This window comes from Formosa undariae, assembly GCF_042427615.1.
Lineage (GTDB): Bacteria > Bacteroidota > Bacteroidia > Flavobacteriales > Flavobacteriaceae > Formosa > Formosa undariae.
The window spans coordinates 651,874-677,043 of sequence record NZ_JBHMEZ010000003.1; the positions used below are offsets into that span (position 1 = coordinate 651,874).

Genomic DNA, 25,170 nt, shown 5'->3' on the forward strand with positions numbered 1-25,170 from the left:
TTGAATTTATTTTGCTGATTTAAAGAAATCATTAAAAAACACCATTTGATATTTTATAGAATTACTCCAATAGGTATTGGTATGTCCGCCTGGACGTTCTATATAATCATGAGGAATATTACGTTCCATCATTTTTTTATGGAGTCTAACATTCGCATCGTAAAAAAAGTCGTCTACACCGCAATCGAATAGAATTTTTAGATTTTTTCCATCTAACAAATGCACCATATTAATTACAGTGTTTTCTTCCCAATTATCTTTGTTTGAGGCATAAGATCCTAAGCGTTTTTCTAAATCCCAGTTTCTAGGAAAAGGTCTAATATCCACGCCACCACTCATACTCGCCACAGCACCCCAAACATCTTGGTGCTTAAATGTTAAGTACAATGCACCGTGACCACCCATACTATAACCCGTAATAGCACGGTGTTTAGAATCGGCTACCGTGTTATACGTTTTATCTATTTTTGAAACTAGTTCTTTTGAAATGTACGTTTCGTATTTCATGCTATCGTCTACCGGGCTGTCAAAATACCAACTCGTTTTATCGCCATCAGGACATACTAAAATAACCTGATACAAATCGGCGTACGCTTTTATATCTGGAGCTTTTCCTAACCAAGCCGCGTGATTTCCGCCAGCACCATGAAGCATATAAACCACAGGAAATGCTTTTCCTTTAGCGCTATACGAATCTGGTGTGATAATAACGTTTTTAACGGTCTTATTCATGGCATCGCTATGCACCAAAAGTGTATCTACTTTTGATGCATACATTGACAATGTCATGCAAAACATACTAAAAATCGCAATAAAATTTTTCATATTCTTTTGAACTAATTACTTATTTCTTTTAAGCATTACATCTTCTAATTCTTCTAATGTTTTTCCTTTTGTTTCTGGCATCATAAACGCTACAAATAATAATTGGAATATCATCATTACTGCAAACACAAGGAAAACTGCTCCTCCACCAACTAACTTTAATAAAAATGGAAATAATGACGGAATAAGTGCTGCTAAAACCCAGTGCACAGAACTTCCAAAAGCCTGACCTGAAGCACGTAAATGATTAGGGAAAATTTCTGAAATAAACACCCATATTACAGCACCTTGCCCTATAGCGTGAGCTCCTATAAATAAAAACAAGAAAAATGGTACTGCCATACCCGACCACTCTAATAAGAATGCGGCGGCTAATAATCCGAGTGAAACAATATAACCTACAGAACCAATATACATTAATGTTTTTCTTCCTAATTTATCAATTAAGAACACCCCTAATAATGTAAAAACAAGATTAGTTACACCTAGCCCAATACTATTTAATAATGCAGAACTTTCTTCTAATCCTGCTGCTTCAAAAATACGCGGTGCATAATATAATACGGCATTAATTCCTGAAAACTGGTTAAAGAATGCAATAAAAAATGCTAGCATTAATGGGAATCTATATTTTTTAATGAATATCGTTTCAGACTTATCACTACCTTCTGAATGCGCATTAAACTCCCTTACTTGTACATCGATATCTGCATCTGGATCTATAATTTTTAAGACGTCTCTTGCCTCTGCTTCTCTTGATTGTGATAATAACCAACGCGGACTTTTCGGTAATTTTAAAGCGAATAATATATATAAAACTGCAGGAATAGCTTCTACTCCTAACATCCATCGCCATGCATTCTCACCAATATCACTTAATAGATAATTGGATAAATAGGCAATCATAATACCAAAAACAATATTAAACTGATACATCGCCACCAAACGCCCTCTATCTTTAGCAGGTGCAATTTCAGAAATATAAGCAGGTGCTGCAATTGTAGATGCACCTACTCCTAATCCACCAATAAAACGCGCAAAAGCAAACACATATGGATCGTTAGATAATGCTGAACCTATGGCTGAAACTGCAAACAAAATTCCAATAGCTATTAATGTATTTTTACGTCCGAATTTATTAGTTGGAAGGCCTCCAAAAATAGCACCAACTACGGTTCCCCAAAGTGCCATCCCCATAACTACAGCGCCATGAAAAGCTTCTGAAGAGCCCCATAAGGCTTGTAATTTTTTATCGGCACCAGATATTACAACCACATCAAATCCGAATAAGAATCCGGCAAGTGCTGCGGTAATAGACCATAACATTATTTTTTTGTTCATACTATTCAGTTTTTAGCTTTATTAATTAGTTTAGTTTATTGTTCTATAGGAATAACCATATTCCATGTTTTTGTACCGTTTCCAAATCCCCCCGGACCATCCATAGTCGCAAAAAACAGATGTGTAGGCTTGCCGTTTTCAACAAAAATAAACGGACGTTCTAATTGTCCTTGTTTTACGGTTTTACCATTATCCCAAGTCACCGTTTTAGTGTATGCTTTAGGATTTTTATCGACTGTCCAATCTATACCATTTGGAGAATGTGCTAGTAGTCCATCGCCAGCTTCGCCAGTTATGGCACCACGCTGATCTTTAGCGACCATATGAAATCCAGTTGCATCGCTCCATAAATGCGGATCTTCAATTTCACCAAAATGATCTAAAGAAAACAAAGGCTGATCTCCCATTACAGTATACGGCCCTTCAAAAGATGGAGCTGTAGCAACTCCAATGCTCATATCTGCATTATTAATACCATCGGGTTTATAATCGCGTCCTTTAAATAGTAAAACGACAGAACCATCAGCCTTAATTAAAGGTGATGGGTTTGAGGTTAAAAAACTATAAAATGAATTTGGTTTCACATCCAATATAGGCGCATCTAAACGCTTCCATGGTCCGTTCGGACTTTTAGACGTTGCCATACCAATGCGTTTTCCCCAACGTGCAGCAATACACCATTTACTTTGTAAATCTAGTTGGGATACATTATCTAAGGTTACATCCTCGAACGGATGTGTGGACCCCATATAATACAGAATGTAGGTGTCTTTGTATTTTACTATTTTAGGATTATGAGTAGAGCGACCATCCCAATATTGTGTTCCTCTTGCCTCTAATGCTATGTCTTGAAACGTATACGGTCCTTCAGGCGTATTTGAAGTTGCATGAACAATTTCTGAACCAATCATCCAACCCGGATGAAATGGTAAAAACTTAGACCAACGTGAAGCATACATATGATACAAACCATCATCGCCTTTTATAACAGAACTTCCCCACACCCAATAATTTTCCATTTGAAGTCCGCCATTTACTGGTGCTTCTCCAAGTTTCCCGTTTATTAAATTTTGAGCATATAGAAACCCCATATTATTTAATAATAAGAAAAGTACTATGGCTATTTTTAAATGCTTCATCTTTTAGGTCAATAGAAAGTAAAATAATTATTGCGTTTTATTCGTCATTTGTTCTTTTAAAAAAAATCCATCCAAATTGATTTTTATTTCTCATTGGATGAATTTCAAACCAATTCTAACTTGTCTTAAAAACAGTTCTATAATTTTTAAGACTATAAAAAAAACAATAACTATTGCAATCTAATTCTTATCTCTTAAAAACGAAATAAATTATAGCTCAAAGACTATAACTAGGCAACCATTTTACCTGTAAACCTACCGTATTTACTGGGTTTTCCAAAAACGACATCAATTTTTAATTAAAATATTTTCCCTTTTTAATATAATTACAATACGGCTTAGTCTGAGTCATTTTCTCATTATTTACTAATTTAAAATCAGCAACAATTATGCGTTGAACTTATTAAATTAGACCAGCATATTGCGCAGAGCTATATGTTCCGAAATAAAAAGTTGTACTACATCGTCTAACAAATCACGACCACAACAAGATAAATTATATGCAAAAAAAAGGCAGCTGTGAACTAACACAGCTGCCTTAAAATAATAAATATATTATCTATTTTTTACCATCCTGGATTTTGCACCAAGTTTGTGTTAATTACCGTTTCATTTATTGGTAATGGCCACAAGTAATTTTTAATACTGTATGGTCTATTACTTTTAGGATCGATAATTAAAGCCTTTACTGGCCCTACCCCTGAAGGATAATTATCATCGTATCCATAAATTGCAGTTCCTGGATCAAAAAGTTCTGAATTTGTATCGTACTCTGTACCTTCAATAATGTATCCAACTATATCTTGATTAAGTAAATCTACTGCAGTATCCCAACGTCTAATATCATTCCAATGGTTATTATCTTCCATATATAACTCTACAGTTCTCTCTCTTCTAATCTCATCTAACATATCTAAATTATTAGTATTTACTAATGCATTAGTTAGTGGAGCAATACCTGCTCTGTCTCTAAGAATGTTGATCGATAGATCTAAATCTCCATCTGATATTGAACCATCACGCTCATATAAAGCTTCTGCATAAGTTAATAATACTTCGGCATAACGTAAATGCGGATAGTTAAAAGCCTCTGTCCCTACAGTTCTGTATTTATTCCAAGTTATAAATTTCCAGTTAGTTAAATTAGAGTTATTAACACTTGAAATAACAGGTATTGGACGAGATCCGTTTTCAACTACACTTCCTCCAAAATTACCCCACATTCTATAATCTCTATTTATAAATTGAGTAGACTGTGTAGCATATCCCTGAAATTGAGATGATTTTGCTATTGGCAACCCATCTAGGGCTGAGTACATATCTAATGCAAGTTGAGAAGGTGCGTTTCTTCCTTCACTAATTTGAGTGAATTGACCACCACCCAATCTGTTTCCAGATTCATAGTCGAAAACACTTTGAATAATAAATTCATTATTAGAAGATTTAGTATAACCTCCAGGGTTTGATTCTGCTCCTTCCAAGGTAAACAACCATTTGTAAGAATTATTCTCCATGCTTGGATCACTATTTTTGTTCCAAATTGCATATTCGTTTCTGTCAATAACTGCTTTTGCCGTTGTAACAGCTTCAGCAATATAGGCAGCAGAATTAGCTCCTGATCCTGATCCTTCAAAATCTGTAGCAGTTCCTACATATTTCTCCCAAGTTCCTTCAAATAAAAGTACACGTGCTTTATAAGCTAATGCAGCAGTACTACTAATTTTACCTAAATCTACTCCAGTTGCTGTTTCAGGTAAATCTGCAATTGCTAAATCTAAATCATTAAGGATTTGTTGTATAACTTCATATCTACTATTTCTAGGAGCATAAAGAATCTCTGAATCAACATTTGTAACTTCAGTTACAATTGGTACACCTCCAAAACGTTTTAGTAATCTAAAATGTTGGTATGCTCTGAAAAAATAAGCTGTAGCCACAGACTCACTTATATCAGCTTTCTCTCCGTAACCTTTTTCAACATACTCATCTGCCTTTTCAAGTAATACATTTATGGTTCTAATGTTAGAATATCCATTATTCCAATACACATCTGTATCTGTAGCCGTGTTAAGTCCCTGTCCGTAGTCTTGAAAATACCCATTCAACTCCGTTCCGAAATCTGTTATCATATCGAAACCATCACCACTTGTCGCTTGTGGAGAATGCAAACCTCTATAAAAGAAATTAGCAGCATCTATAAAATTTTGAGGTTCATCAAAATAAACCTGTTCTGTTACACTATCCAGATCATCCAAGTCTAGAAATTTATCCTCACAGCTTAGCAATACGCATACGGCTGAGAATAATATTATTATTTTTTTCATCTGTATATTTTTTTCGTTATTAAATACTCGCGCTCTCATAGCTCTTAAAATGTTACATTTATACCTAATGCTAAAGTTCTTTGAAATGGATATATTTCTCTATTATCCGTTGCTAGAGTATTTCCTGATTCAGGATCGAAACCATCAACCAAAGATGTGAATTCAAATAAATCATTTCCTGAAAGATAGAAACGGATTTTATCCATTTTTAATTTATCTAGAACTGTTCTTGGTAACGTATACCCTATAACTATAGTTTTAAGACGTATATATTTATTATTTTGTACGAAAAAGTCGTTGTTTGCCCAGTTCCAAGTTGCTAAATTTCTTTGAGATGATAATCTTGGATAATCTGCCCCCGTGTTTTCTGGAGTCCACATTTTCCCATTGTAAGCAGTCGTTTGATTAGACCATGGTTGTGAAAATGGAAATGCGGTAACTTCTCCTCTAATTACATTTTGTTCTAATTGACCTTGAAAAAGTGCATTAAAATCGAAACCTTTATATTTAGCTCCTAAGTTGATACCAAAAACGTAATGTGATTGAGCATCTCCTATATATTTAACATCTCCTTGACCTTTATCTTGATCAGAATTTTGATCGTTTAATACACCATTCCCATCTAAATCTACTTTTCTAACATCTCCAACACGTAATGAGGAAGATCCTGTAGGAATTTCAGTTCCTGCACCTGAATATTGTGCAGTATAAGCATCTACTTCTGCTTGAGTTTGGAAAAAACCATCTGTTTCCCAAACAAAATAAGAATCTAATGGATACCCTTCAACTGTTGAACGTACTCCTGCTTGTATAGAGTTTCCTCCTTCTAAATTAACTAACGTATTGTTAGTATCACTCATGTTAACTCCAATATTGTAAGAAAATTCTCCTTTAGTTTCTCTCCAACTTAATGCTGCTTCCCAACCTGTAGTCTCTAATGTTCCACTATTAGTTTTAGGAGCAGTAGCACCTAAAACTTCTGGATATTGTACATTAACAAGCATACCATTGTTTACTTTTTCGTATAAGTCCAAAGATCCAGATAATTTGTTGTTAAAGAATCCTAAATCGATCCCTACGTTTTTCATTACCACTTCTTCCCAAGTACGCGTTGTTGTGGTTAATCCGTTAATATAAGCTGTTGGGCTTATTGTTCCACCTGTACCAAAAAGATCCGTACCAAATCCGATTGTTGACACATAATCATAAGGTCCAATACCTACTTGATTCCCACTAGTACCATAACTTCCTCTAAGCTTTAAATTACTTAATGCATCAAAGTCTTCTAAAAATGCTTCTTTATGCATATTCCAACCTATAGAAACATTTCCATAGTTATTAAATTTAAAGCCTTCAGCAAATCTTGAAGATCCATCACGTCTACCTACTAATTCTAATAAGTATTTCCCTTTATAGTCATAATTAATTCTTGATAAGTAAGAATATAAACCATATTGAGTTTGACCTCCTTCACTTTCTTGTACTCCTGTCCCCACATTAATATCGTATACACCTTCATCTACAAGACCGAACTTTCTTCCTTCAAGCGCTTTATACAAGTACTTTTCTGCTGTTAAGCCGACCATAGCTTTAAAGTTATGGTTACCTAAACTTTTCTCGTAGTTTAAGAATCCTCCATAAGTTTGATATGTTGCTGTAGTTGATATTGTTTCTATGTTTGGATTTGGATTTAATGCATTAGCATATTCTCCATTCCAGTTATAGGTAGGTACATTTAAACTCGTATTATCTTGTCTTTCATTAACATTGTTATACGTTGCAGTTGCATTAGCACTGAATCCAGCACCTATGTCATAATTAAGATTCAAGGTAAGTCTACCAATAATTTCATCCTTATTTTCTCTACCTCCATCTGTAGTACCTGCAATAGAGTTGTTATTACCAACACCAAAGTTAGCATACCACTGACCTAAATCGTTTTTTGCTGGAAAAACTGGTGGATCTTGAGCTAACATTGCGCGTCCGAATGATGTTGAAGGACTAGATGATTCGTTTTTTTGCAAAGACACATTCGCAGCTAAGTTTAACTTTTCGGTAATGTTAAAATCTGTATTTAATCTTACTGAGTACTGCTTAATTCCATCGTATGCTGTTTTTAAGGCTCCTTGAGATTCTGAATGACCAAAAGATAATCTATATCTTGCTTGTTCTGAACTTCCAGATAAACTTAAGTTTTGTTGATTTCCAAAGTTAGTTCCGAAAAGTTCTTCATAACGATCTGCATTTCCTAAATACATTAATCCATTGTATCCCCAGCCAGCAGGTACAGTTTGAAACCAACCTTCTTGACCAGCTGCAATACCCTCTACTGTTTCTTTACCCCAGTTCCAGTAATTAGGAGTGGTATCTTGCTCAGCAGCATCTAAATAAATTTGTCCATATTCTTGATAATTAGTAACAGGTGGTCTCTGACCTAGAATGTTAACTCTAAGCATAGAGCTAAATTCAACCTTCATCTGGCCTTTACCTTTTTTAGTAGTTACTAAAATCACACCATTTGCTGCTCTTGAACCATAAATAGAAGCTGCACCATCTTTAAGTACACTAATAGATTCTATATCGTCAGGATTCATTTGAAAGAATTCATTGTCATCAAATACCGGAGCACCATCCATTACGATTAATGGACTTCCTCCATTTACAGAAGTAGCCCCCCTAATGGTTAAATTAACACCCTCGTTACCTGGTCTTGAAGACGATCTAGAAACTGTTAATCCAGGCGTTTCTCCCTGTAAAGATAGAGCAACGTTAGATACGGCACGATCTTCAAATACTTCTGAAGTAACCTGATCAATAGAACCTGTTAAAGACTCTTTTGTTGCTGTACCATAACCTACAACAATAACCTCATCTAAGGCACTTAAATTAGATTCTAAAACAATATTAAGTTTTGTTTTACCATCTACAGTTACCTCTTTTGTTGTATATCCCATGTAACTAAACACAAGAACAGAATTAGCAGAAGGTACATCGATAGTATAATTACCATCGAAATCTGTTACTGTTCCTTTTCCCGCAACTCCTTTTAAAAGAATATTTACACCAGGTAATGGCATCGTGTCATCTGCAGATGTTACCGTACCTGTTATTGTTAAATTTTGTTCACTAACACTATTTGAGTTAGCCGATCTATCCTTATCATCTGCAGCATACATACCGCTATATGATAAGCATAACAATAAAGCCATAAACAACACTGGCTTTATCGAAGACTTTTTTAAATTATTATTCTGATACATAAAATACTTTTTTCGTTATACTATTTAATTGATTGTTAAAGTTTAGACCAAATTTTAATGCATACAATTTGTGTCTAATAGATAAACTCTTAAAATGGTTTGGTTTGTTTTTAGTAATTTTTTTCTGGTCATAATTAGCGTGTTTAAATTAATATTGTTTGTTAGAAGATAATTAAAATGGCATTAACATTTTATTATGCTTTTGTGTTAACAATTTTATAAATAATGCCTCATATCTTCTCTAAAACATGATTCTATATCACTAAATTATGGTCCATTTTCACGTCTGAGCCCTTATAAATAGGGGAATTCAATCGAAATAGTGATATTGAACTATAATTTCATGATTTTTTCATAAAAAGACAAATTTAACATTCTATTAATAACAATATCATAATTGTGATTATGATTTTTAACTTAAATTAATCAATTTTATGAATTGTAATCTTAAAAAATAATGAATACAGATTAATTCCTTTTACAGCGCCTACATTTTATAAAAAAGGCGTAAAATTGAAATCGTTTAGTAAAAAATGAATGGATATTTTACAGATTTCCACCATAAAACACTAGTAACAAGTACGTTTAAAACAACGTAACACAAATTTCAAGGTCATTGTATTTTTTAAGCGCGTATTCAGTTAATAAAATAGTATTATAAATATGCCATAGTTTATCTAACATGCAACGATAAACAAGAATAAGCGTTTAATAGAACTAGAATTAAGTGGAGTAATTACAGTAAAATTTTACTAGAATTAGAATTATGCATACAAGTTGTGTCAATAAACATCTTCGTAATTACACACTTTTTTACAGCACTTTAGACCACCAAACAGCACATAAAGCCCCATTCCTACTCGAATCTTCAAAACATACGCATTCTATAGTTATACACAGTAGTATAGATTTAGTGATACCCACCAATAACAAACGCCTTATCATATCTTGAAAAGGAGTTTACTTACGTATACGATAATGATAATTATAGTCTAAATCTAAATAATAGCTTTAAATTTCTAAAAAGTATAAACAAAAAAAACCCTTTTAGAATGTCTCCTAAAAGGGTTTAACCAAATGAAATTAAATCACTTATATGTCTCGTGATCTAAAAAAAAACAAACTAAACTAATTTTGTACTATTCTATCTTCAATTTTCTTTAAGCGTAATAAAGCTTCCATAAAATAGTAATCTGAATAAATTATTGGGACATCAATTTCTGAATTGTGAGGTAAATGTCCTGTAGAATGTAGTAAAAGAGATTCATTAGTATCTCCACTCATATAAGCGTCAGAGCCTAATAAAGTGATTAATTTCTTTCCTGCATTAAAATATTTTTCTTTTAAAACTGGGTCTGTTAATTGCTCAGACAATTCTAACATTCCACATGCTACAACACCTGCGGCAGAAGCATCTTTAGGTGCATCCGGAATTTTCGGATCATCGAAATCCCAGTAAGGCATACCATCTTCTGGTAAACGCTCTATAAAATGATCTGCTAATTTTTGTGATGTAGTTAAAAATTCTTCGTTACCAGTTTCTCTGTAAGACATTGCAAACCCGTAGATTCCCCAACCTTGACCTCTAGCCCACATAGACTCGTCTGCATATCCTTGGTGCGTTGCTCCTTTTATGAATTCACCTGTTTTTTCATCGAATGAAATCACATGATAGATTGAATAATCTGGACGCACTAAATATTTCATAGACACCTCTGCATGACTATTAGCTATATCGTATAAACTCTTATCTCCTCCATTTTTAGCAGCCCAAAACAACAGCTCTAAATTCATCATGTTATCGATAATCGTATTGTACTGAAACTTATGTTTCATACCTGGCCAAGATAAAATAGTTCCTACTTTAGGATTGTAAAGTGTCGCTAAGGTATCTGCAGCAGCTAATAAAATCGTTTTATACTCTTCGTTACCTGTTAATCTGTAACCATTTCCATAACTACAGTATACCATAAATCCGATATCATGATTCTCTGCAGGCGTATATGCTATTGTTTTAAGTGGCGCTGTAAATTTTTCTGCTCCAGCTAAAATTTCTGGATCTTTAGAATATTCATAAGCATACCACAGGGTACCAGGCCAAAAGCCAGAACACCAATCTTTAACACCTACTAAATTCCAGTCTTTGTTTCCTTTAGTTATATTTCTAGGAAAGCTATCTGCACTTTTTAAGTTTTGTAGGGTCGTTTTAATTTTTACAACACTTTTATCAAGTATTACATCTTCGTTGGTTTTTGATGCTACCGCTACAACCTCTTCACTTTTCGCTTTTTTATCTGCTTTATTATTGCAAGACAACAGAAGTGCCATGCAAAAAACAGCCGTAGTAAGTTTAAAAATCTTCATATTCCTTATTCTTTTATTGAATTTTATATCGTTTAAATTGTTTCTCAAATTTTGTTATAATCTACTATGCAATAATAAAACCCCACGTTGCATTAATGTATAAACTATGAATCAATTTTGATAAATTATTACCCTTTTAACCCCATAAACCTCAGTATTTAGAGGTATTGCGTGTATTAACAACATTTAATTCATTTATTTTTAAAAACACACTGCTTTTGTTCTCTGAGTAATTTAAAATTTAGATGATTATTTTTACGATAAGTCTCCTGTCTTTAATCCGGAACAATTAATTTTTACATTGAATTTGAAATATTAAATTACAGACGTATTGCTTTTAAATAACTTAATCTGTTTTACATTTTAGCGTAATAAACAGCTTTTTTCTAAGACATAAAAAAAGGGTTGAAACCTAGATTTCAACCCTTTTTTAAAATATAATATTTTACTATTTTTTTTCGTTCTCCAATTCTTCTAACGTCCAATAGTCTTCTCTATCTTCTGAATTATTTCTCGCGTTACGAACTACTTTTTTATGCACACCACCAACATCATTCATTGCTCTAGCATAAGATAATACATCGGCAATCCACTGGTCGTCATTCGCATTTAATGGCATCATAATACCATATTCCACACCATCTACAGGCCCTATAAGTCCGTTTAACAAAATCTTACTTAGTAAATCGGTATCGTCTCCCATAACTCTAGGACTACCAATTAAAGACGGTGCAACAAGCGATCCATCTTCCATAGCTTCACCTTTTAAATTAGAACCATGACAGGTAACACAAAGTTGATTATAAGAATCGTATCCTCTTAATATACTTTTCTTATCGCCTAAACCTCTTCTACTTATTCGCTGTTTTAACTGCTCTAGTTTAGAATCGTCTTTCTTTAAACTCTCGGTTACGCCATGAGTAATAATTTCATTATCCTGAGAACGTTCTCCAATGGCTTGAAGTAAGGCCGTTGCTTTTTCGTCTTTACTATATCGCAAACTTAAAGCCACTTGGTTTACGACCTCTATAGACGAGTCTGTAGAAAGTGTCTCTAAATCATTTAGAATATCTGTATCTCCCGATCTTAAGAAATTCTCACTTAATCTGATTGCTGTAAGACGTACACGAGGATCTTCATCCTTGAATTTTTGCTGAATAATATCTTTATCAACGACGCCCAAACCTTCTAAAGTCCAAAGTGCATGCACACGCTGAATCCCTAAATCTTTATCTGTTCCAAATACATTATCCCAAATTGATGCATTATCTATTACGACCTCTTTTAATTCTGAAACAACAGAAGCATCATCTTTTAGAATAATTAATTTTTGAGCCGTATCGCGATACCATCCATTCGGATGTCCTAAAAACGGCACTAATTCTGAAGCCGTTTTACTCAATAATTCAGGTTTAACGTCTGGCTTAATATCTTCATGAACAATTCTATAAATTCTTCCTTTTCCTATGTTTTTATCTAATTCTTTACGGATAATCACTGGACGTAAAGAACTTCCTTTTCTTGTCCAATTACTTTCCTGAATAATTCCACGATACATATCTACAATATATAATGCACCATCTGGACCTGTTTTGGCTTGTGTTGGTCTAAAGTTTAAATCTGTAGACGCCATAAATTCAGCCTCGTCGTAAGCGTTATACAACACTTTTTTACCATTCTCAACTTTTACTTTAGCTCTACGAATAAGTCTACCTACGGGTTCTGGAATAAATAAATCGCCATACGTAGAAGGTGGTAATTTATGTCCTCTAAAAATCTCTTGTCCGGCAACGCCTGTAAAATGATTTAAAGTATTGTCTGGACGTAAACGTTTTGGTCCTCCTTGTACATCTGGAGTTCCAACAACTGGCCAAGGTTCCATAAACCCTTCAGACAATCTTCCTTTTGGATTATAATCGCCATAAACCGCTGGTTGCTGAAATCCGTATGCAGGATTTTCACTTCCTGCTGAAGAATAATACATATTCCCCATATCGTCCTGAGTTAATCCCCATTGTCCGCTAGGCATATTGTCTAGAGAATCTACAACCACTTTCCCTTTAGTAAACTTAAATCGAATTGGGTTATACGTTGTATAAACCCAGTTATCTAAATTCCAAATTAAACCACTTTGTTGGTGCTCTAAATTTCCTCCTCTACGATCTGGATTGTAATACACACGCTCCTTAGTATCGGCTACCCCATCATTATCTGTATCTTTGTAACTCCATAAATCGTATGAATACGTTTCATTAACAATCAATTCATTTTCAAGAGGTAGTATCATTCTTGGTAACATCAAGCTATCGATAAACACCGTGCTTTTGTCCATTTTCCCATCGCCATCTGTATCTGTAAGTAATTTAATTCTACTCACGGGCACATTCGTTCCTGTACCATCAACATCCTGCATGTAGGTATTCATTTCGGCAACATACATACGGCCATCGCCATCCCACGCCATTGTAATTGGCTCATCAACCATAGGCTCGCTGGCCACAAGTTCAACCTTATACCCTTCTGGTAAATAGAAGGTTTTCATACTTTCTTCTGGCGATAAAAACGCAGAAGACGCCTCTCTTATAATTTCAGGTTTTTCATAAATTCTATCAACGTACTCCTTCTTCTCCTCTTTACAGCTGGAAAGCAGAAAAACTATTAATAAAACAGGCAACATGTTTTTAATCATCATTTGTTAATTTAATTAGTAAAGTTTGTTAATCTTAAATACGGTATCGAGTATAAAACACAAGAAATACTGCATTTTAAACCCTATTTTAGATAATAATCAACAGGTATTTATTGGCTAAGTGTGACATAAAATTAAATGTTGGTTAAACACCATTTGCCTTAACACATTGATTTCTAAAACCGTTTATATATTTTGTTGTTTACCCCATTTTTATTGCATAGTACACTAACTATGAAAGCAAGCGCTATCCTTTTATTCCTTCAGTATTCAAGGATCTAATTGCTGCACAAATTGTACTATATCTTAATATTATGGAAGTGGTTTCAAATATATAAATCTATATTTAATAAACAGTGCTGTTTTTTTCAGTGAAAAATATTATACTTTAATTTGAGGTTTTCGAATGGAAATCAGAGGCTCTGTTATAATTATTCAGCCGTTTCATAGAATTCATAATCATAACTCCAATTGTAGTCTTCACCTGCTTCAACCTTTAAATTTATATAGGTTTCAGGACATACCGTTTTGGCATTTCCCCACAACCTTAATCTTGGCAGTTTATAATCTCCAGTAATACGAACCCCTGCTCTTGAATTATGATTTTCAAGTCTAATATCAAAATCTTCAACACTGTTAAGACCTTCTAGATACTTACATGCAAATGATTCTTCGTTGTCTAATAGTCTTAGAAACACCAACTTTTTTCCCTGTATTGCGAACATGTCATCTTCGCCCCTTCCGCTACCGGAAACAGCTACAGGAAATGATAATTCTACACCTTTACCTATTGGCTGATTATCCAAAACCAAAAAATTATGATTAAAACCAACTGTTGATATTGTTTTTAACCCTGTATTTTTTAGTCGGTGAGAAATAATCATTTTGGGCTGATTTTCAACTAATTCAATCGTCTTAATATATTCATAAGCATATCCGCCATTGCTTAACTTATGAATGAATTCCACCGAATTTGTAGTCATTTTTAATTCCCATATTCCTGGATCTACAATTTTATAAGGTATGAAATCACTATGAGATTCATTAGAAGATTTCAAAAGTGCTCCGATACCTATTTTCACAAATGCATCTCCTACCTCTACATCCTTATAATTTAATGGACTATAGGCCTCAACAGGCCCCATTATGGTTGCATGTGCTGGATGATTATCTTTATCAAACCAAGTTCCGAAATAGCTATGACCTTTATAATCTAAATTAGAAATTACTCCCGACCAGTCAAATCGGGTTGCTTTATAATAGCCATGCTCCAGATCTGGTAATAAAATTTGGGCTTTTACAATACCATTAGAAATTTCAGCCTTCGGGTGTTCTGTTAATTGCACTGCTTTTGAAACAAATCCATTTAATAAAATAACAGCTATAACAATAGACTTAAGATACGTTTTAATCATGTTTCTAAATTTAATAATTTGAATCTGATTAGTTTTTTATTATTTGAATATTTTTCCCTGCATTCCCTTCTATTATACCATTTGTGTTTATTACACAATCGCTCGCGGTCTCATTAACAACAATAGGCATTGTAGTGGTATTTGTTATTTTAATATGATTAGCATCTTTTGCAGGTAATGGTGATGCAATTTCACCAGAAGAAGGCATGCCATAACCAAGCATTATTGGAATTGATTTTTTACGTTTATTTTGATCTGTACTTTTAATATTTACTTCGTGTCCTGTTCCACTAATTGTTGCTAACGCATGTACTTTCATTTCAGATTCTCCCGGAGTTAAGGTTAAATCAATTTGAGAAGGCTCATCTCCTACAAGATATAATAGTGGTCCATATTTGGCATCGCCACGACTATTTTTAGTGACGGCTTTATTTAAATAATAACCACGTTCACAATCAATAGCTTCACAATTATCTAAAGATACCTTCGCTAAAGCAAAACCAACTCGCATATTTTTAGCAACACAGTTAACAGCTGTAACTTTACCTGTACTATAAGTACGAAATCCACATTCGTTTAGCGACTTCATATAGCCTGAGGGGATTTTTTTCTCGCCATCATAATTCATATAAATTGAAGCAAAATCATTATCGAAAGCGGGTCCTGAAGTTTCTGCTAACATCTCGTCTGTAGAGCGAATTTCGCCTTCTGCATAACAATCTTTAAAATATGTATTATCTCCACCTTGTATAAAAAATGCATGTCCAAAAGATTTCATAAACACCTTACACGCTAAGAGTTTTGTATTAAATCCAGTTATTAAAAGTCCACTATGTTTTTGATGCTTAACTACATTATTTTTTCCTTTTCCGAGATAATCGCCATATCCATATGGAAACGATCCCGAAACATGAAGCACCACATTTTTAAGCGTATTATCTTTACCACCAACCTCTAAAACAGCACCTCCAGGCGCATTGACTTCTCCTTTATATTTAAAAGATAATCCTTCAAATACATTGTTCGCGCCATTTATTAAAAATTCATTGCTGTGTAGTGGTGGGCTTAATGCTGCACGTAGTTTATTATCGACTACAATTTCTACACCATCCAATTTAAACACATTATGACTTCCGCTAAACACTATAAATTGAAATGCTTTGCGATCATGTTTAACCGCCATGGAATCTAAAGTAAAATAATCTGTTAATTGGTAAACCCCAGGAGCCATTGTTATTACATTACTGCTCTTTGATGCATAATTAACTAGTTCCTTTAAGCTATTAATTTTTATTTCTGTGGCATTACTGATATTAGAAATAAATAACACTACAAGAATTAAAATATATTGTGCTAGTTTCATTTTTTATTTATTTTATATTATCCTTTTCAATCTTAGAAGAGTAACAGTACATTTTGGCTTACTCTATATAAACACACGGTTAAAATGCTTTCACTACGTCTAGAGCCTTTGCCCAATCCCCTCCAAAATAAGCTTGATCTAGAGTCTTAATTTCCGAAGTATTATTGGTTCGGCTTGCTAAATCTATTAAATCCATATACACATAAAATTGTATCCAATATCCATAATTATATTTTTGATTCTCTGACTTCGGATTTATCATTAGCGCATACCATGACGTATTAATCCCTGCATTATCTGCAACAACAAGTGCGTCTTGTGCGCCTTTCCAAATATCATTAGACATAGTAGTATGCAGTTTTCTATAATCTTCATAACTCATTTCTGAAGTCCTTATAATTTCACATTCATCATCTAATCCCAAGGCTTCTAGTGAAACTATTTTTTCAAATTTACCATCTCCATCAATATCCATTTCTATTTTATCCAAAAACCCATTATTGTCTGTATCTTCATATTTAAATGTACTAAATGGGCTAAACTCCTTTTGTAGACGTTCCCATCTTGGCGTGTATTCGTTATACAATCCGCCCCAACCTTGGTAAGAATATGCTAATTGATCTATACGCCAACATCCCCATTCGGCACCATATAAGTGAAGTCTACCATCAAATTTAGAAATATATAAATTAGCTTTTCCACTATTGTCCAAATCCCATTCGCCACGGTCCCCAATTGCATCTGCTTGTTGGTTGTCGTCTAAACCTCCATTCTTTAGTCCGATTTTAAAAGGATCTAAAGGATCGTAAAACTCTACTCTTTCCCAACGTTCACAATCATCGTCTTCGTCGTACACAAAATAAATTTCATCCCATTCCCCTCGATTATACGTTAAGTCTAATACCGAATCATGATTTGGGTAAATTAATTCTGTAATCTTTCTCCAACGTGCATCTAAAAAAAACAAATCCGATTCTTCTACTCGTCGGTTTTTAAAGGTGTGTACCTGATCCAGATAATTGAATCCTTTTCCTGTAAAGCGAAAAGACATATCAAAATCGAATTCATTACCTGCAACATTGTCATTATCCATATCGTACGTTAATGCCACTAACTGAATATTTCCAGTCATATCTAAACCACGATCATCATCTTTTCCTTCGTTCTTTTTATACCGATCCAAACATCTAACGGCCATATCTGACAATCCATCGTTATCTTGATCGAAAAACAAAAAAGGATTTTCCCAACTTAAACGCACATCATCCATTATGAAAGTGGAAGAATGAATTTTAAGGAAGGTACTTTGTCCGCTATAATCCTCAAGGAAATTTGAATTACCTTCATGCAACCATGCTCGAATTTTAAACGTATTCCAATCTATATAGTTAAATACATTATCCTTATCGGTATCTAGGACCCACATATAATGTTGATCTGGCCCCGATAACCTATCATCTTCCAAAGGAGAATTTTCTACCAAAACCTGCATATCTGCTTTGCCATCGTCATCGGTATCAATCCAATCGATAGCCATATCTCCTCTATCTCCATATTTACCATCTTTGTTTACATCTATCATTAAACAATCGCTATCTGTATCGCCTTCGAATTCGCCTTCTTTCATATCATCATCATCGTCTATCCATTGAATGGGTGTATTATGAATTGTTATAGAACGTAAAACATCTGGATCGCCATCGCCATCTAAATCAATATAAGTTGGTTTATAGCCTTTTGGTGCTGGTGGCAATCTATAAGCGGCAAGTGGCGTATTACTATTCCAATAATTATTGTCTTGTATATGATCATCTTGTTCTTGAGCATGAATAGAACTCGTAAGTAGAAGTAATACTATCGAAAAGGAAATAATTAATCTCATAACATCTTTTTGAATTTAGAATTTTAACAACTAAAATCTGAAACATGATTTTTCATAAATTGTCGCCAACTGCAATTTTGCAAAAAATTAAACATGCCTGTATAACTAGCAATCCATTATATATAAACTATGAGCCATTATTCCTATTTTGGATTTAGAATAGGGTTCTTAGCATGAAATATTTACTTTTTAATTATCAAAATCTTAAGCAATAGAGGTGATTCAAAACTTATAAGAATGTAAGTAAACCCTATTTAAAATAGATTTTGAAGTAAAAACAATGAAAGTTTAGCACTAATTAAAAAAAATCAAAATATTACTCAAAATCAACATATTAACTTAACATCTCCAGAATGAAAATAATCTCAACTAATTTTGAATGAACCGTAAGTTTTTGAAAAAAGCATAATTCTACAATCATATTATTAATCGTTAAGCCTAGTTTTTTATATACATTTTAGATTATAAAGTAAAACAGGCTATCTTTTTAAGACAGCCTGTTTTACTTTATAATCTATTAAACCTGAATCTCAAATTTATATTAATTCACTTGCTCTATCAATACCAAACTCCAAGGACTTAATTCGCGTTTAATTTTAACGTTTCCTTTAGCATTTGCAGTCACTAATTCTGTATTTAAATTTTCGGCATATTGCTTCATCACTTTAATTTGCTCACGTGTAGGTGGTTCTGGTTTCCCCATAGATTCCCAATACTTGTAAATATTACCACTTTCAGCATCTAAAACTTCTATTTTAAACATCGCTCCAGGCTTTAAATCTGAAATCGTAAAATCTAATTGACGTGGTTTCCCGTTTTCATACTGATCGATTTTCTTAATACTTGACGGCACGGCGTTATAGTGATCTTCAGGATAATTATAAGCCAAAGCCACCACTTTACCGTCGGTAGATTTTTTACTAACAAATAAGTAGTCATTTTTAAAAAGCTCCTCATCTCCTAATTGGTGCAACATACGGTAGGCATGGTAAGATGGCTTTACTAAGCCTTGATAATTTATCATTCCGAAACCACCATGAAAGATACTTTCTGCGCCTCCTTTTTCTTCAAAAATATCGGTAAATGTCCAAAATGCTAAAGAATTAGCTAAGCCAATACAATCTAAGTTTACTTTAGCAATGTAAGCTGCTGGTGGTAAAAAGTCGTGCATCGCATCTCTACTATTCGGACTTGTATTCCATTCGGTTAAGTGAATTTCCGCATTCGGATAGGCACTTTTTTTAATCACTTTATTCAACCACTCCATATCGGTTTTGGTAGAATTTACAAAACGAGAAAAATCTTTTCCTGCACCCGTTGTTGGATTAAACGGGTAGTCTGTTGGATATGGGTGTGTAGACACAAAATCTACCGGTAGTTTTTCTTTTTCACAGTATGCTAAGAAATCTTCTATCCAAGCGCCTTTCCATTCTAGATCGTTAATATTATCTGCAGTGAACGTAATAAGATCTCCATCTCTACTTTCAACTTCACCATCGTAACGCCCGTCTGCAACAAAATTACTACTAGATGGACCTCCAACTAATAAACGGTTATCGACAGATCTTACCGCTGTTACAGATTGCTTATACAACTCAAAATATTGCGATTTTGTACCATCAAAGAAACCGTAATGTAAGTTTGGTTCGTTCCATACTTCAAAATACCAAGTAAGCACCTCATCAATGCCATAACGGTCTACACAATGCTGAGTAAAGGCCTTAACTAAATTATGCCACTCACCAAATTTAGATTCGTCTGGTGTAATATTTGCTTTCCACCAAAATTGAGTTTTACTATTTTCTGCTGCTAATGCTGTTGGAAAAAATGCTAATTCTACAAAAGGTTTCACATTAAGATCTAGCATTCTGTCAAATAAATCGTCGATATATTGCCAGTTATAGGTATATACCCCATCTTTTTCAAATACTGGAAACATATCGTCGTGGAATATCCCGTGAAATCTCACAAACTCAAATCCGCAATCTTCTTGAACCATTTCTAATTGCTCCAACCAACCGGCGCGTAAACCTTCGTTAGCCCGACCTGCACCAACACTTTTACTCCAAAAATGCTCGAATTTTTCACCTGGAGCCGTTGCTTTAACAAGCACTTTTTCTTGAGAAAAACCAAGTTGAGTAGCTAAGGCCAATAGCCCTGTCAATATTATTTTTTTCATATTATTATTACTTTTTCAGTGTATAAAAATTTATTTTTCGTCTTCGAAAACTTGTTCTAATTTTATATAATCGATTGCAAAATCTCCTGTTGAAGGTTTCCAATCTCTCTTGAGGATGCGTACTACATTATCTCCAGCCTTTAATTCTACAATTCCGAAATCAATTTCTGTAAATGCTTTAGACTGCGGAAAAACAAATTCTCTATAGACACGACTATTGATCAATATATCGTGATTTGATTCTCCATCGGGAGAAGCATACCCGACTTTAAAACGATATTTTGCTGGTTTTGCAACCTGAGCCAATATAGAAACGTGGTCATACGGATTATCAAAATTCGTAACGTACCCTTTACCACTATACCCTTTAATCCACGTATCTACAATTACATTGTACAATTCCCCGCCAGCCGCAAAACCATTCTCTGCTTCTAATTTAAGTGTTGTTTTAGTCCGTTTTGCATTACCTAGACCTTCTTTTGAAGGGACAATTGGAAGTATATTTCCATTTTTATCATAATCTAAATAATCGGCCATCGCAGAACGCGTTTCACTTAAACCACCAGACAACCAAGCACTGTGGTAAAACATAATATCTTTCCCTTTATAAGTAACAGTTCCTCCATGGTTTGTTCCACTCTGCCCTTCAAAATCATCTATAAAAACACCTTTAAATTCATACGGTCCTAAGGGTTTATCTGCAACCGCATAAAACATCTTTTCTGGCCAACGTCGAGGTGTTAAACCCGGATACGTTAAATAATATTTCCCATCTTTTTTATGTACCCAAGGACCTTCAAAAACATGCGTTAATTGAGATGTTAAGTCCGTATAGGTTTCTGGCTTAATAGACATTAAGTCTGCGTTTAACTCGGCTACATAACATTTTCTATCATGCCCCCAATATAAATATGGCGTACCATCGTCGTCTATAAATATGGCTGGATCTTGACCAAATTCCACACCTTTAACATAACCCAAGTCGGTAAATGGTCCTTCTGGTCTATCGCTACGTGCAATCCCCGTTCTAAAAAGTCCGATACCGGCTTCTTTCATGCAATACACTAAATAGTATTGACCGCGATAAAATGCGGCATCCATAGCCCAAGCATGACTCTCTGCCCAGTCTACATTTTCTAAATGCAAAATACGCCCATGGTCTGTCCAATTTACCATATCTGTAGTAGAAAAGGCATGGTATCCCGTCATTCCATAATGATTGTTAGAGCCTGGCTCGTCATGACTTGTATATACCCAAAGTGTATTGGGATCTGCAGGCCATACATGCGGAGAAGGATCGGCAGTAAAAACACTGGTAAAAATTGGATTTTGTGCTATTATATTAAAAGTCGTTACAAAGACTGCTAATAATAAACTAACTTTATATCTCATACCTATCACATGTATTTATTATTCTATGATTATTAAAAATCCGCTCTATTCCAAGGCATTAAACCTAGTTTATCGTTTTAAACGATTACTATCATTTACCAGATTTTCTGAATCTGTAGCTTTACGTACTTTACCTTTCGTTTTTATATCAACTTTTTCAGTCCCTTTAAACGTGATCACTTCTGTTGAGGTTTGATTGTCTAGTTTGATATTTGTAGCATGCATTTTAGCATTTTCATCGAAATTGCCATAACCTTCCCACACAGACAATTTAATAGCCATAGTAGATGGAATAAATTCTGGAGCCTCAGTTTTAATCACAACATTGTGACCTGTACCATTTATTTTTGCTAGCAGATTATTAGCTATACCATTTCTACTGTCTAGAATATTCATTTCTACATTAGCATTTTTGGCATCGTTATACGCGATACAAAAAGCTTCTCCATATTTAGCGTCGGCACTACAATTAATTAAGGTATCTGCGTTCCCCACGTTATACCCTGTCGCTACACAATCGCGTACCACACAATCGATAACCATATCTCCAGAAGTACTTAATCCTGTACAAATCCCTCTACGCATTTGTGTTACTGTACAGTTTTTTACAGTCGTATTTGTGGTTGGATGACCATTATAATCTGGATACATACGTATCCCATCTTCACTTAAAGAAATAATTTCTCCTGGCAAAATTTTCCCATCTTCGGCCACGTTAGTACCTTCTATATAATTTCCTTTTGCTGCATAAAAATTCTTATCAAAACCATAGCCTGAAGTTTCCTTAAGCATGGCATCGGTAGTACGGAGCAAACCATCTACCTCACAACCTTCGATTAACGTATTTTCTGATCCTTGTAAAAATATAGCATGTCCCATAGCTCTCATATGAACTTTACAACCTAACAATTTTACATTCTTTGCAGGATAACCAACTCGAATCCCATTCATTTTGCGCACATCGCTACCACCACCTATGCCATATAGATACCCATAACCCCAAGGGCTTGAACCTGCTGTTCTTAATTCAACATTCTTTAAAGTGATATCTTCGCCCACAATATTGAACATCTTATTTTTACTTTGTAAACCTGGTGTATCGCCATAAGTTTCGATATATAATCCTTCTAAGGTTACGTTATTCCCAGATATTTCTATAGCACAATACATACTATTACCGTCGTTACTTTTTATTAAATCGGTACGACTAAACAGTTTTGTATCGACCATAAATCTTACATCCTTCAAATCGTAATAGGAATTATTACTCGTGATTTCGAAGAATCTGATTTTTTTAGCATCATCGACCTGATAATTACCTGCTTTAAGTTTAACATGAACATTATCCTGATTTAAATAGAATCTGAATTCGGTTAGTGAACTTACTTCTATAACCTTTTTCTGATTGTCTGCTACTTGAGCTTGGCTTGAAAAAACTATAAATAATACAGAAAGTAGTGTTAGTATTTTATTCATCTCTATTCGTTTTTTTTTACAACTATTATTTGGTTAGTTTTTGTTAATGTGAAGATTATTTGCCGATATACTTTAACGTGTTATCTGTACCTAAATTGGTAATTTGTCCTTTAGATTCGCCTGTAACTCCAGAACTTTTATGTGATAGATATACCGGATATTCGGTAAGATTTTGAATTTCAAAATCGAAACCTTTAAAATCATTCTGATTAGGAAGATTCCCATGTAATAATCTGATGTTATTTTTCTCGCCACCAACTTTAATTTTTAAGCCTTTATTTACGCCTTCACTTGAACCACGAAGTGTAATTTTATGCTGACTTCCGCCAATATAAGCAACAGCGCCTGTGCCGTTATAGTACGGTTCTTTTGATGGAATAAGTGTAATATCTGCGTTATATCCTTTATCTCTTTCGTAAGTTGACGCGTATGCTGGTCCGTGTGTAACATCGGCTTTGCAATTCACTAAATCACCCGACCCTAACGAGAATCCGTTTTCGCAACCAATAGCCACGCAACCTTCAACATATTTTTTTCCAGTAGCATGTGCAATCGTCACACCCGTTCTCATATATTTTACGGTACAATTTAAAACAGTAACGTTAGATGTTCCGCGTCTGTATTGTTTTCCATCAATTATAGTTTCACCTCCATCGTAAGCACGAATCCCAGCTTCTCCAGTACTTAACATATATCCTTTTGGAAGTGTATACCCCCAAACCGTCATAAAATTTACATCGAAGGCTGGTCCAGATGTTTCAGCAAGCATGTCGTCGGTTTTACGAACTTCTCCTTCAACTTCACAACCTTCAATAATTGGATTATTAGCAGCCTGCATAAAAATACAATGGCCGTAACTTCTATGAATAAACTTTGAATTTTTAAGATGATTAGATTCCCCTCGAATTAAACATGCGCTATGTTTGCGATGCGGAATTACCGATTTCCCACCTTTTCCAAAAGCATCGCCATAACCATAAGGAAAAGATCCTTTGGTGGTGACATGAAACCCTTCAATTTTATTATGCGATCCATCCATAACAATATTTGTAGCGCGACGTGTTGGTGCATCATGTACCGACCCCAAATCTACAAGCGTTAAGTTTTTAAGCACATTCTTATTTCCTATAATTTGTATTTCGTGAATTTGATTATTACCATAGGCTTGCATCACCTTAGTGTCTACATTAATGGTCACACCTGTAAAATCGTAAGTACTATTATTCCCTTCAAAAAGTAACAATACCTTACTTGTGTTTTTAATTTTAGTTTCTTGAGTATATAACCCATTTTTTACATCTTCGGCAGTAATGGAATACACTCCCGGTTTCATTTTTATATTGACATTATCAGCAGCTAAATACGATTTTAATTCTTGTAAAGACTGCACAGTCGTTTGTGCTTGTATTTGCAATCCTGTTAAACCAAAAATGGCAAAACAAAGAAGTGCTATTAATTTTGAAGAGGAATACGTTTTGAAATTGAAACGGGGTTTAGTCATGTCTTTTTTAGCTTGTTTTA

Annotated in this window: 14 protein-coding genes; all 14 read right to left on the reverse strand. The window is 34.2% G+C overall.

Annotation, left to right across the window (positions count from 1 at the left end; genetic code table 11):
• Nucleotides 1-6: 6 nt before the first annotated feature.
• The 14 genes from ACFFVB_RS06255 to ACFFVB_RS06320 all read right to left on the reverse strand — a co-directional run bounded on the left by ACFFVB_RS06255 (nucleotide 7) and on the right by ACFFVB_RS06320 (nucleotide 25,150).
• Complete coding sequence (locus tag ACFFVB_RS06255) at nucleotides 7-825, reverse strand: alpha/beta hydrolase (RefSeq protein WP_382381859.1); 819 nt, start codon at nucleotides 823-825, stop codon at nucleotides 7-9.
• 15 nt (nucleotides 826-840) lie between these two features.
• On the reverse strand, nucleotides 841-2,166 hold the full coding sequence (locus tag ACFFVB_RS06260; protein ID WP_382381860.1) for a sugar porter family MFS transporter: 1,326 nt from the start codon (nucleotides 2,164-2,166) through the stop codon (nucleotides 841-843).
• A 35-nt stretch (nucleotides 2,167-2,201) separates the two neighbouring features.
• A complete protein-coding gene (locus ACFFVB_RS06265; protein WP_382381861.1) occupies nucleotides 2,202-3,305 on the reverse strand; it encodes a glycoside hydrolase family protein in 1,104 nt (367 codons plus the stop codon).
• Nucleotides 3,306-3,871: 566 nt separating this feature from the next.
• The gene (locus ACFFVB_RS06270) at nucleotides 3,872-5,629 is read right to left on the reverse strand and encodes a RagB/SusD family nutrient uptake outer membrane protein (RefSeq protein WP_382381862.1); all 1,758 of its coding nucleotides are present in this window, start codon (nucleotides 5,627-5,629) and stop codon (nucleotides 3,872-3,874) included.
• 44 nt (nucleotides 5,630-5,673) lie between these two features.
• Nucleotides 5,674-8,889: a SusC/RagA family TonB-linked outer membrane protein gene (locus tag ACFFVB_RS06275; protein WP_382381863.1), complete on the reverse strand. Its 3,216-nt coding sequence runs from the start codon at nucleotides 8,887-8,889 to the stop codon at nucleotides 5,674-5,676.
• A gap of 1,128 nt (nucleotides 8,890-10,017) precedes the next feature.
• The gene (locus ACFFVB_RS06280; RefSeq protein WP_382381864.1) at nucleotides 10,018-11,253 is read right to left on the reverse strand and encodes a glycoside hydrolase family 88 protein; all 1,236 of its coding nucleotides are present in this window, start codon (nucleotides 11,251-11,253) and stop codon (nucleotides 10,018-10,020) included.
• 448 nt (nucleotides 11,254-11,701) lie between these two features.
• Nucleotides 11,702-13,945: a DUF7133 domain-containing protein gene (locus tag ACFFVB_RS06285; protein WP_382381865.1), complete on the reverse strand. Its 2,244-nt coding sequence runs from the start codon at nucleotides 13,943-13,945 to the stop codon at nucleotides 11,702-11,704.
• 428 nt (nucleotides 13,946-14,373) lie between these two features.
• Nucleotides 14,374-15,357, reverse strand: a complete 984-nt coding sequence (locus ACFFVB_RS06290; RefSeq protein ID WP_382381866.1) for a hypothetical protein — start codon at nucleotides 15,355-15,357, stop codon at nucleotides 14,374-14,376.
• A 28-nt stretch (nucleotides 15,358-15,385) separates the two neighbouring features.
• Nucleotides 15,386-16,720 (reverse strand): hypothetical protein, encoded by a 1,335-nt coding sequence (locus ACFFVB_RS06295; protein WP_382381867.1) that lies wholly within the window; start codon nucleotides 16,718-16,720, stop codon nucleotides 15,386-15,388.
• A gap of 79 nt (nucleotides 16,721-16,799) precedes the next feature.
• Entirely contained in the window at nucleotides 16,800-18,602 is a 1,803-nt protein-coding gene (locus ACFFVB_RS06300) for a hypothetical protein (protein ID WP_382381868.1), read from the reverse strand.
• Between the two features lie 541 nt (nucleotides 18,603-19,143).
• Nucleotides 19,144-20,781: a GH39 family glycosyl hydrolase gene (locus ACFFVB_RS06305; protein ID WP_382381869.1), complete on the reverse strand. Its 1,638-nt coding sequence runs from the start codon at nucleotides 20,779-20,781 to the stop codon at nucleotides 19,144-19,146.
• A gap of 30 nt (nucleotides 20,782-20,811) precedes the next feature.
• The gene (locus tag ACFFVB_RS06310) at nucleotides 20,812-22,173 is read right to left on the reverse strand and encodes a family 43 glycosylhydrolase (protein WP_382381870.1); all 1,362 of its coding nucleotides are present in this window, start codon (nucleotides 22,171-22,173) and stop codon (nucleotides 20,812-20,814) included.
• A 69-nt stretch (nucleotides 22,174-22,242) separates the two neighbouring features.
• A complete protein-coding gene (locus ACFFVB_RS06315; protein WP_382381871.1) occupies nucleotides 22,243-23,649 on the reverse strand; it encodes a hypothetical protein in 1,407 nt (468 codons plus the stop codon).
• Nucleotides 23,650-23,704: 55 nt separating this feature from the next.
• Entirely contained in the window at nucleotides 23,705-25,150 is a 1,446-nt protein-coding gene (locus ACFFVB_RS06320) for a hypothetical protein (RefSeq protein ID WP_382381872.1), read from the reverse strand.
• Between the last annotated feature and the right edge of the window lie 20 nt (nucleotides 25,151-25,170).

Bases quoted from the DNA above. Each gene is read 5' to 3' on its own strand.
- ACFFVB_RS06265 (WP_382381861.1), bottom strand. From the start codon at position 3,305: ATGAAGCATTTAAAAATAGCCATAGTACTTTTCTTATTATTAAATAAT.
- ACFFVB_RS06315 (WP_382381871.1), bottom strand. From the start codon at position 23,649: ATGAATAAAATACTAACACTACTTTCTGTATTATTTATAGTTTTTTCA.
- ACFFVB_RS06320 (WP_382381872.1), bottom strand. From the start codon at position 25,150: ATGACTAAACCCCGTTTCAATTTCAAAACGTATTCCTCTTCAAAATTA.
- ACFFVB_RS06310 (WP_382381870.1), bottom strand. From the start codon at position 22,173: ATGAGATATAAAGTTAGTTTATTATTAGCAGTCTTTGTAACGACTTTT.
- ACFFVB_RS06305 (WP_382381869.1), bottom strand. From the start codon at position 20,781: ATGAAAAAAATAATATTGACAGGGCTATTGGCCTTAGCTACTCAACTT.
- ACFFVB_RS06260 (WP_382381860.1), bottom strand. From the start codon at position 2,166: ATGAACAAAAAAATAATGTTATGGTCTATTACCGCAGCACTTGCCGGA.
- ACFFVB_RS06275 (WP_382381863.1), bottom strand. From the start codon at position 8,889: ATGTATCAGAATAATAATTTAAAAAAGTCTTCGATAAAGCCAGTGTTG.
- ACFFVB_RS06270 (WP_382381862.1), bottom strand. From the start codon at position 5,629: ATGAAAAAAATAATAATATTATTCTCAGCCGTATGCGTATTGCTAAGC.
- ACFFVB_RS06280 (WP_382381864.1), bottom strand. From the start codon at position 11,253: ATGAAGATTTTTAAACTTACTACGGCTGTTTTTTGCATGGCACTTCTG.
- ACFFVB_RS06285 (WP_382381865.1), bottom strand. From the start codon at position 13,945: ATGATGATTAAAAACATGTTGCCTGTTTTATTAATAGTTTTTCTGCTT.
- ACFFVB_RS06295 (WP_382381867.1), bottom strand. From the start codon at position 16,720: ATGAAACTAGCACAATATATTTTAATTCTTGTAGTGTTATTTATTTCT.
- ACFFVB_RS06255 (WP_382381859.1), bottom strand. From the start codon at position 825: ATGAAAAATTTTATTGCGATTTTTAGTATGTTTTGCATGACATTGTCA.
- ACFFVB_RS06290 (WP_382381866.1), bottom strand. From the start codon at position 15,357: ATGATTAAAACGTATCTTAAGTCTATTGTTATAGCTGTTATTTTATTA.
- ACFFVB_RS06300 (WP_382381868.1), bottom strand. From the start codon at position 18,602: ATGAGATTAATTATTTCCTTTTCGATAGTATTACTTCTACTTACGAGT.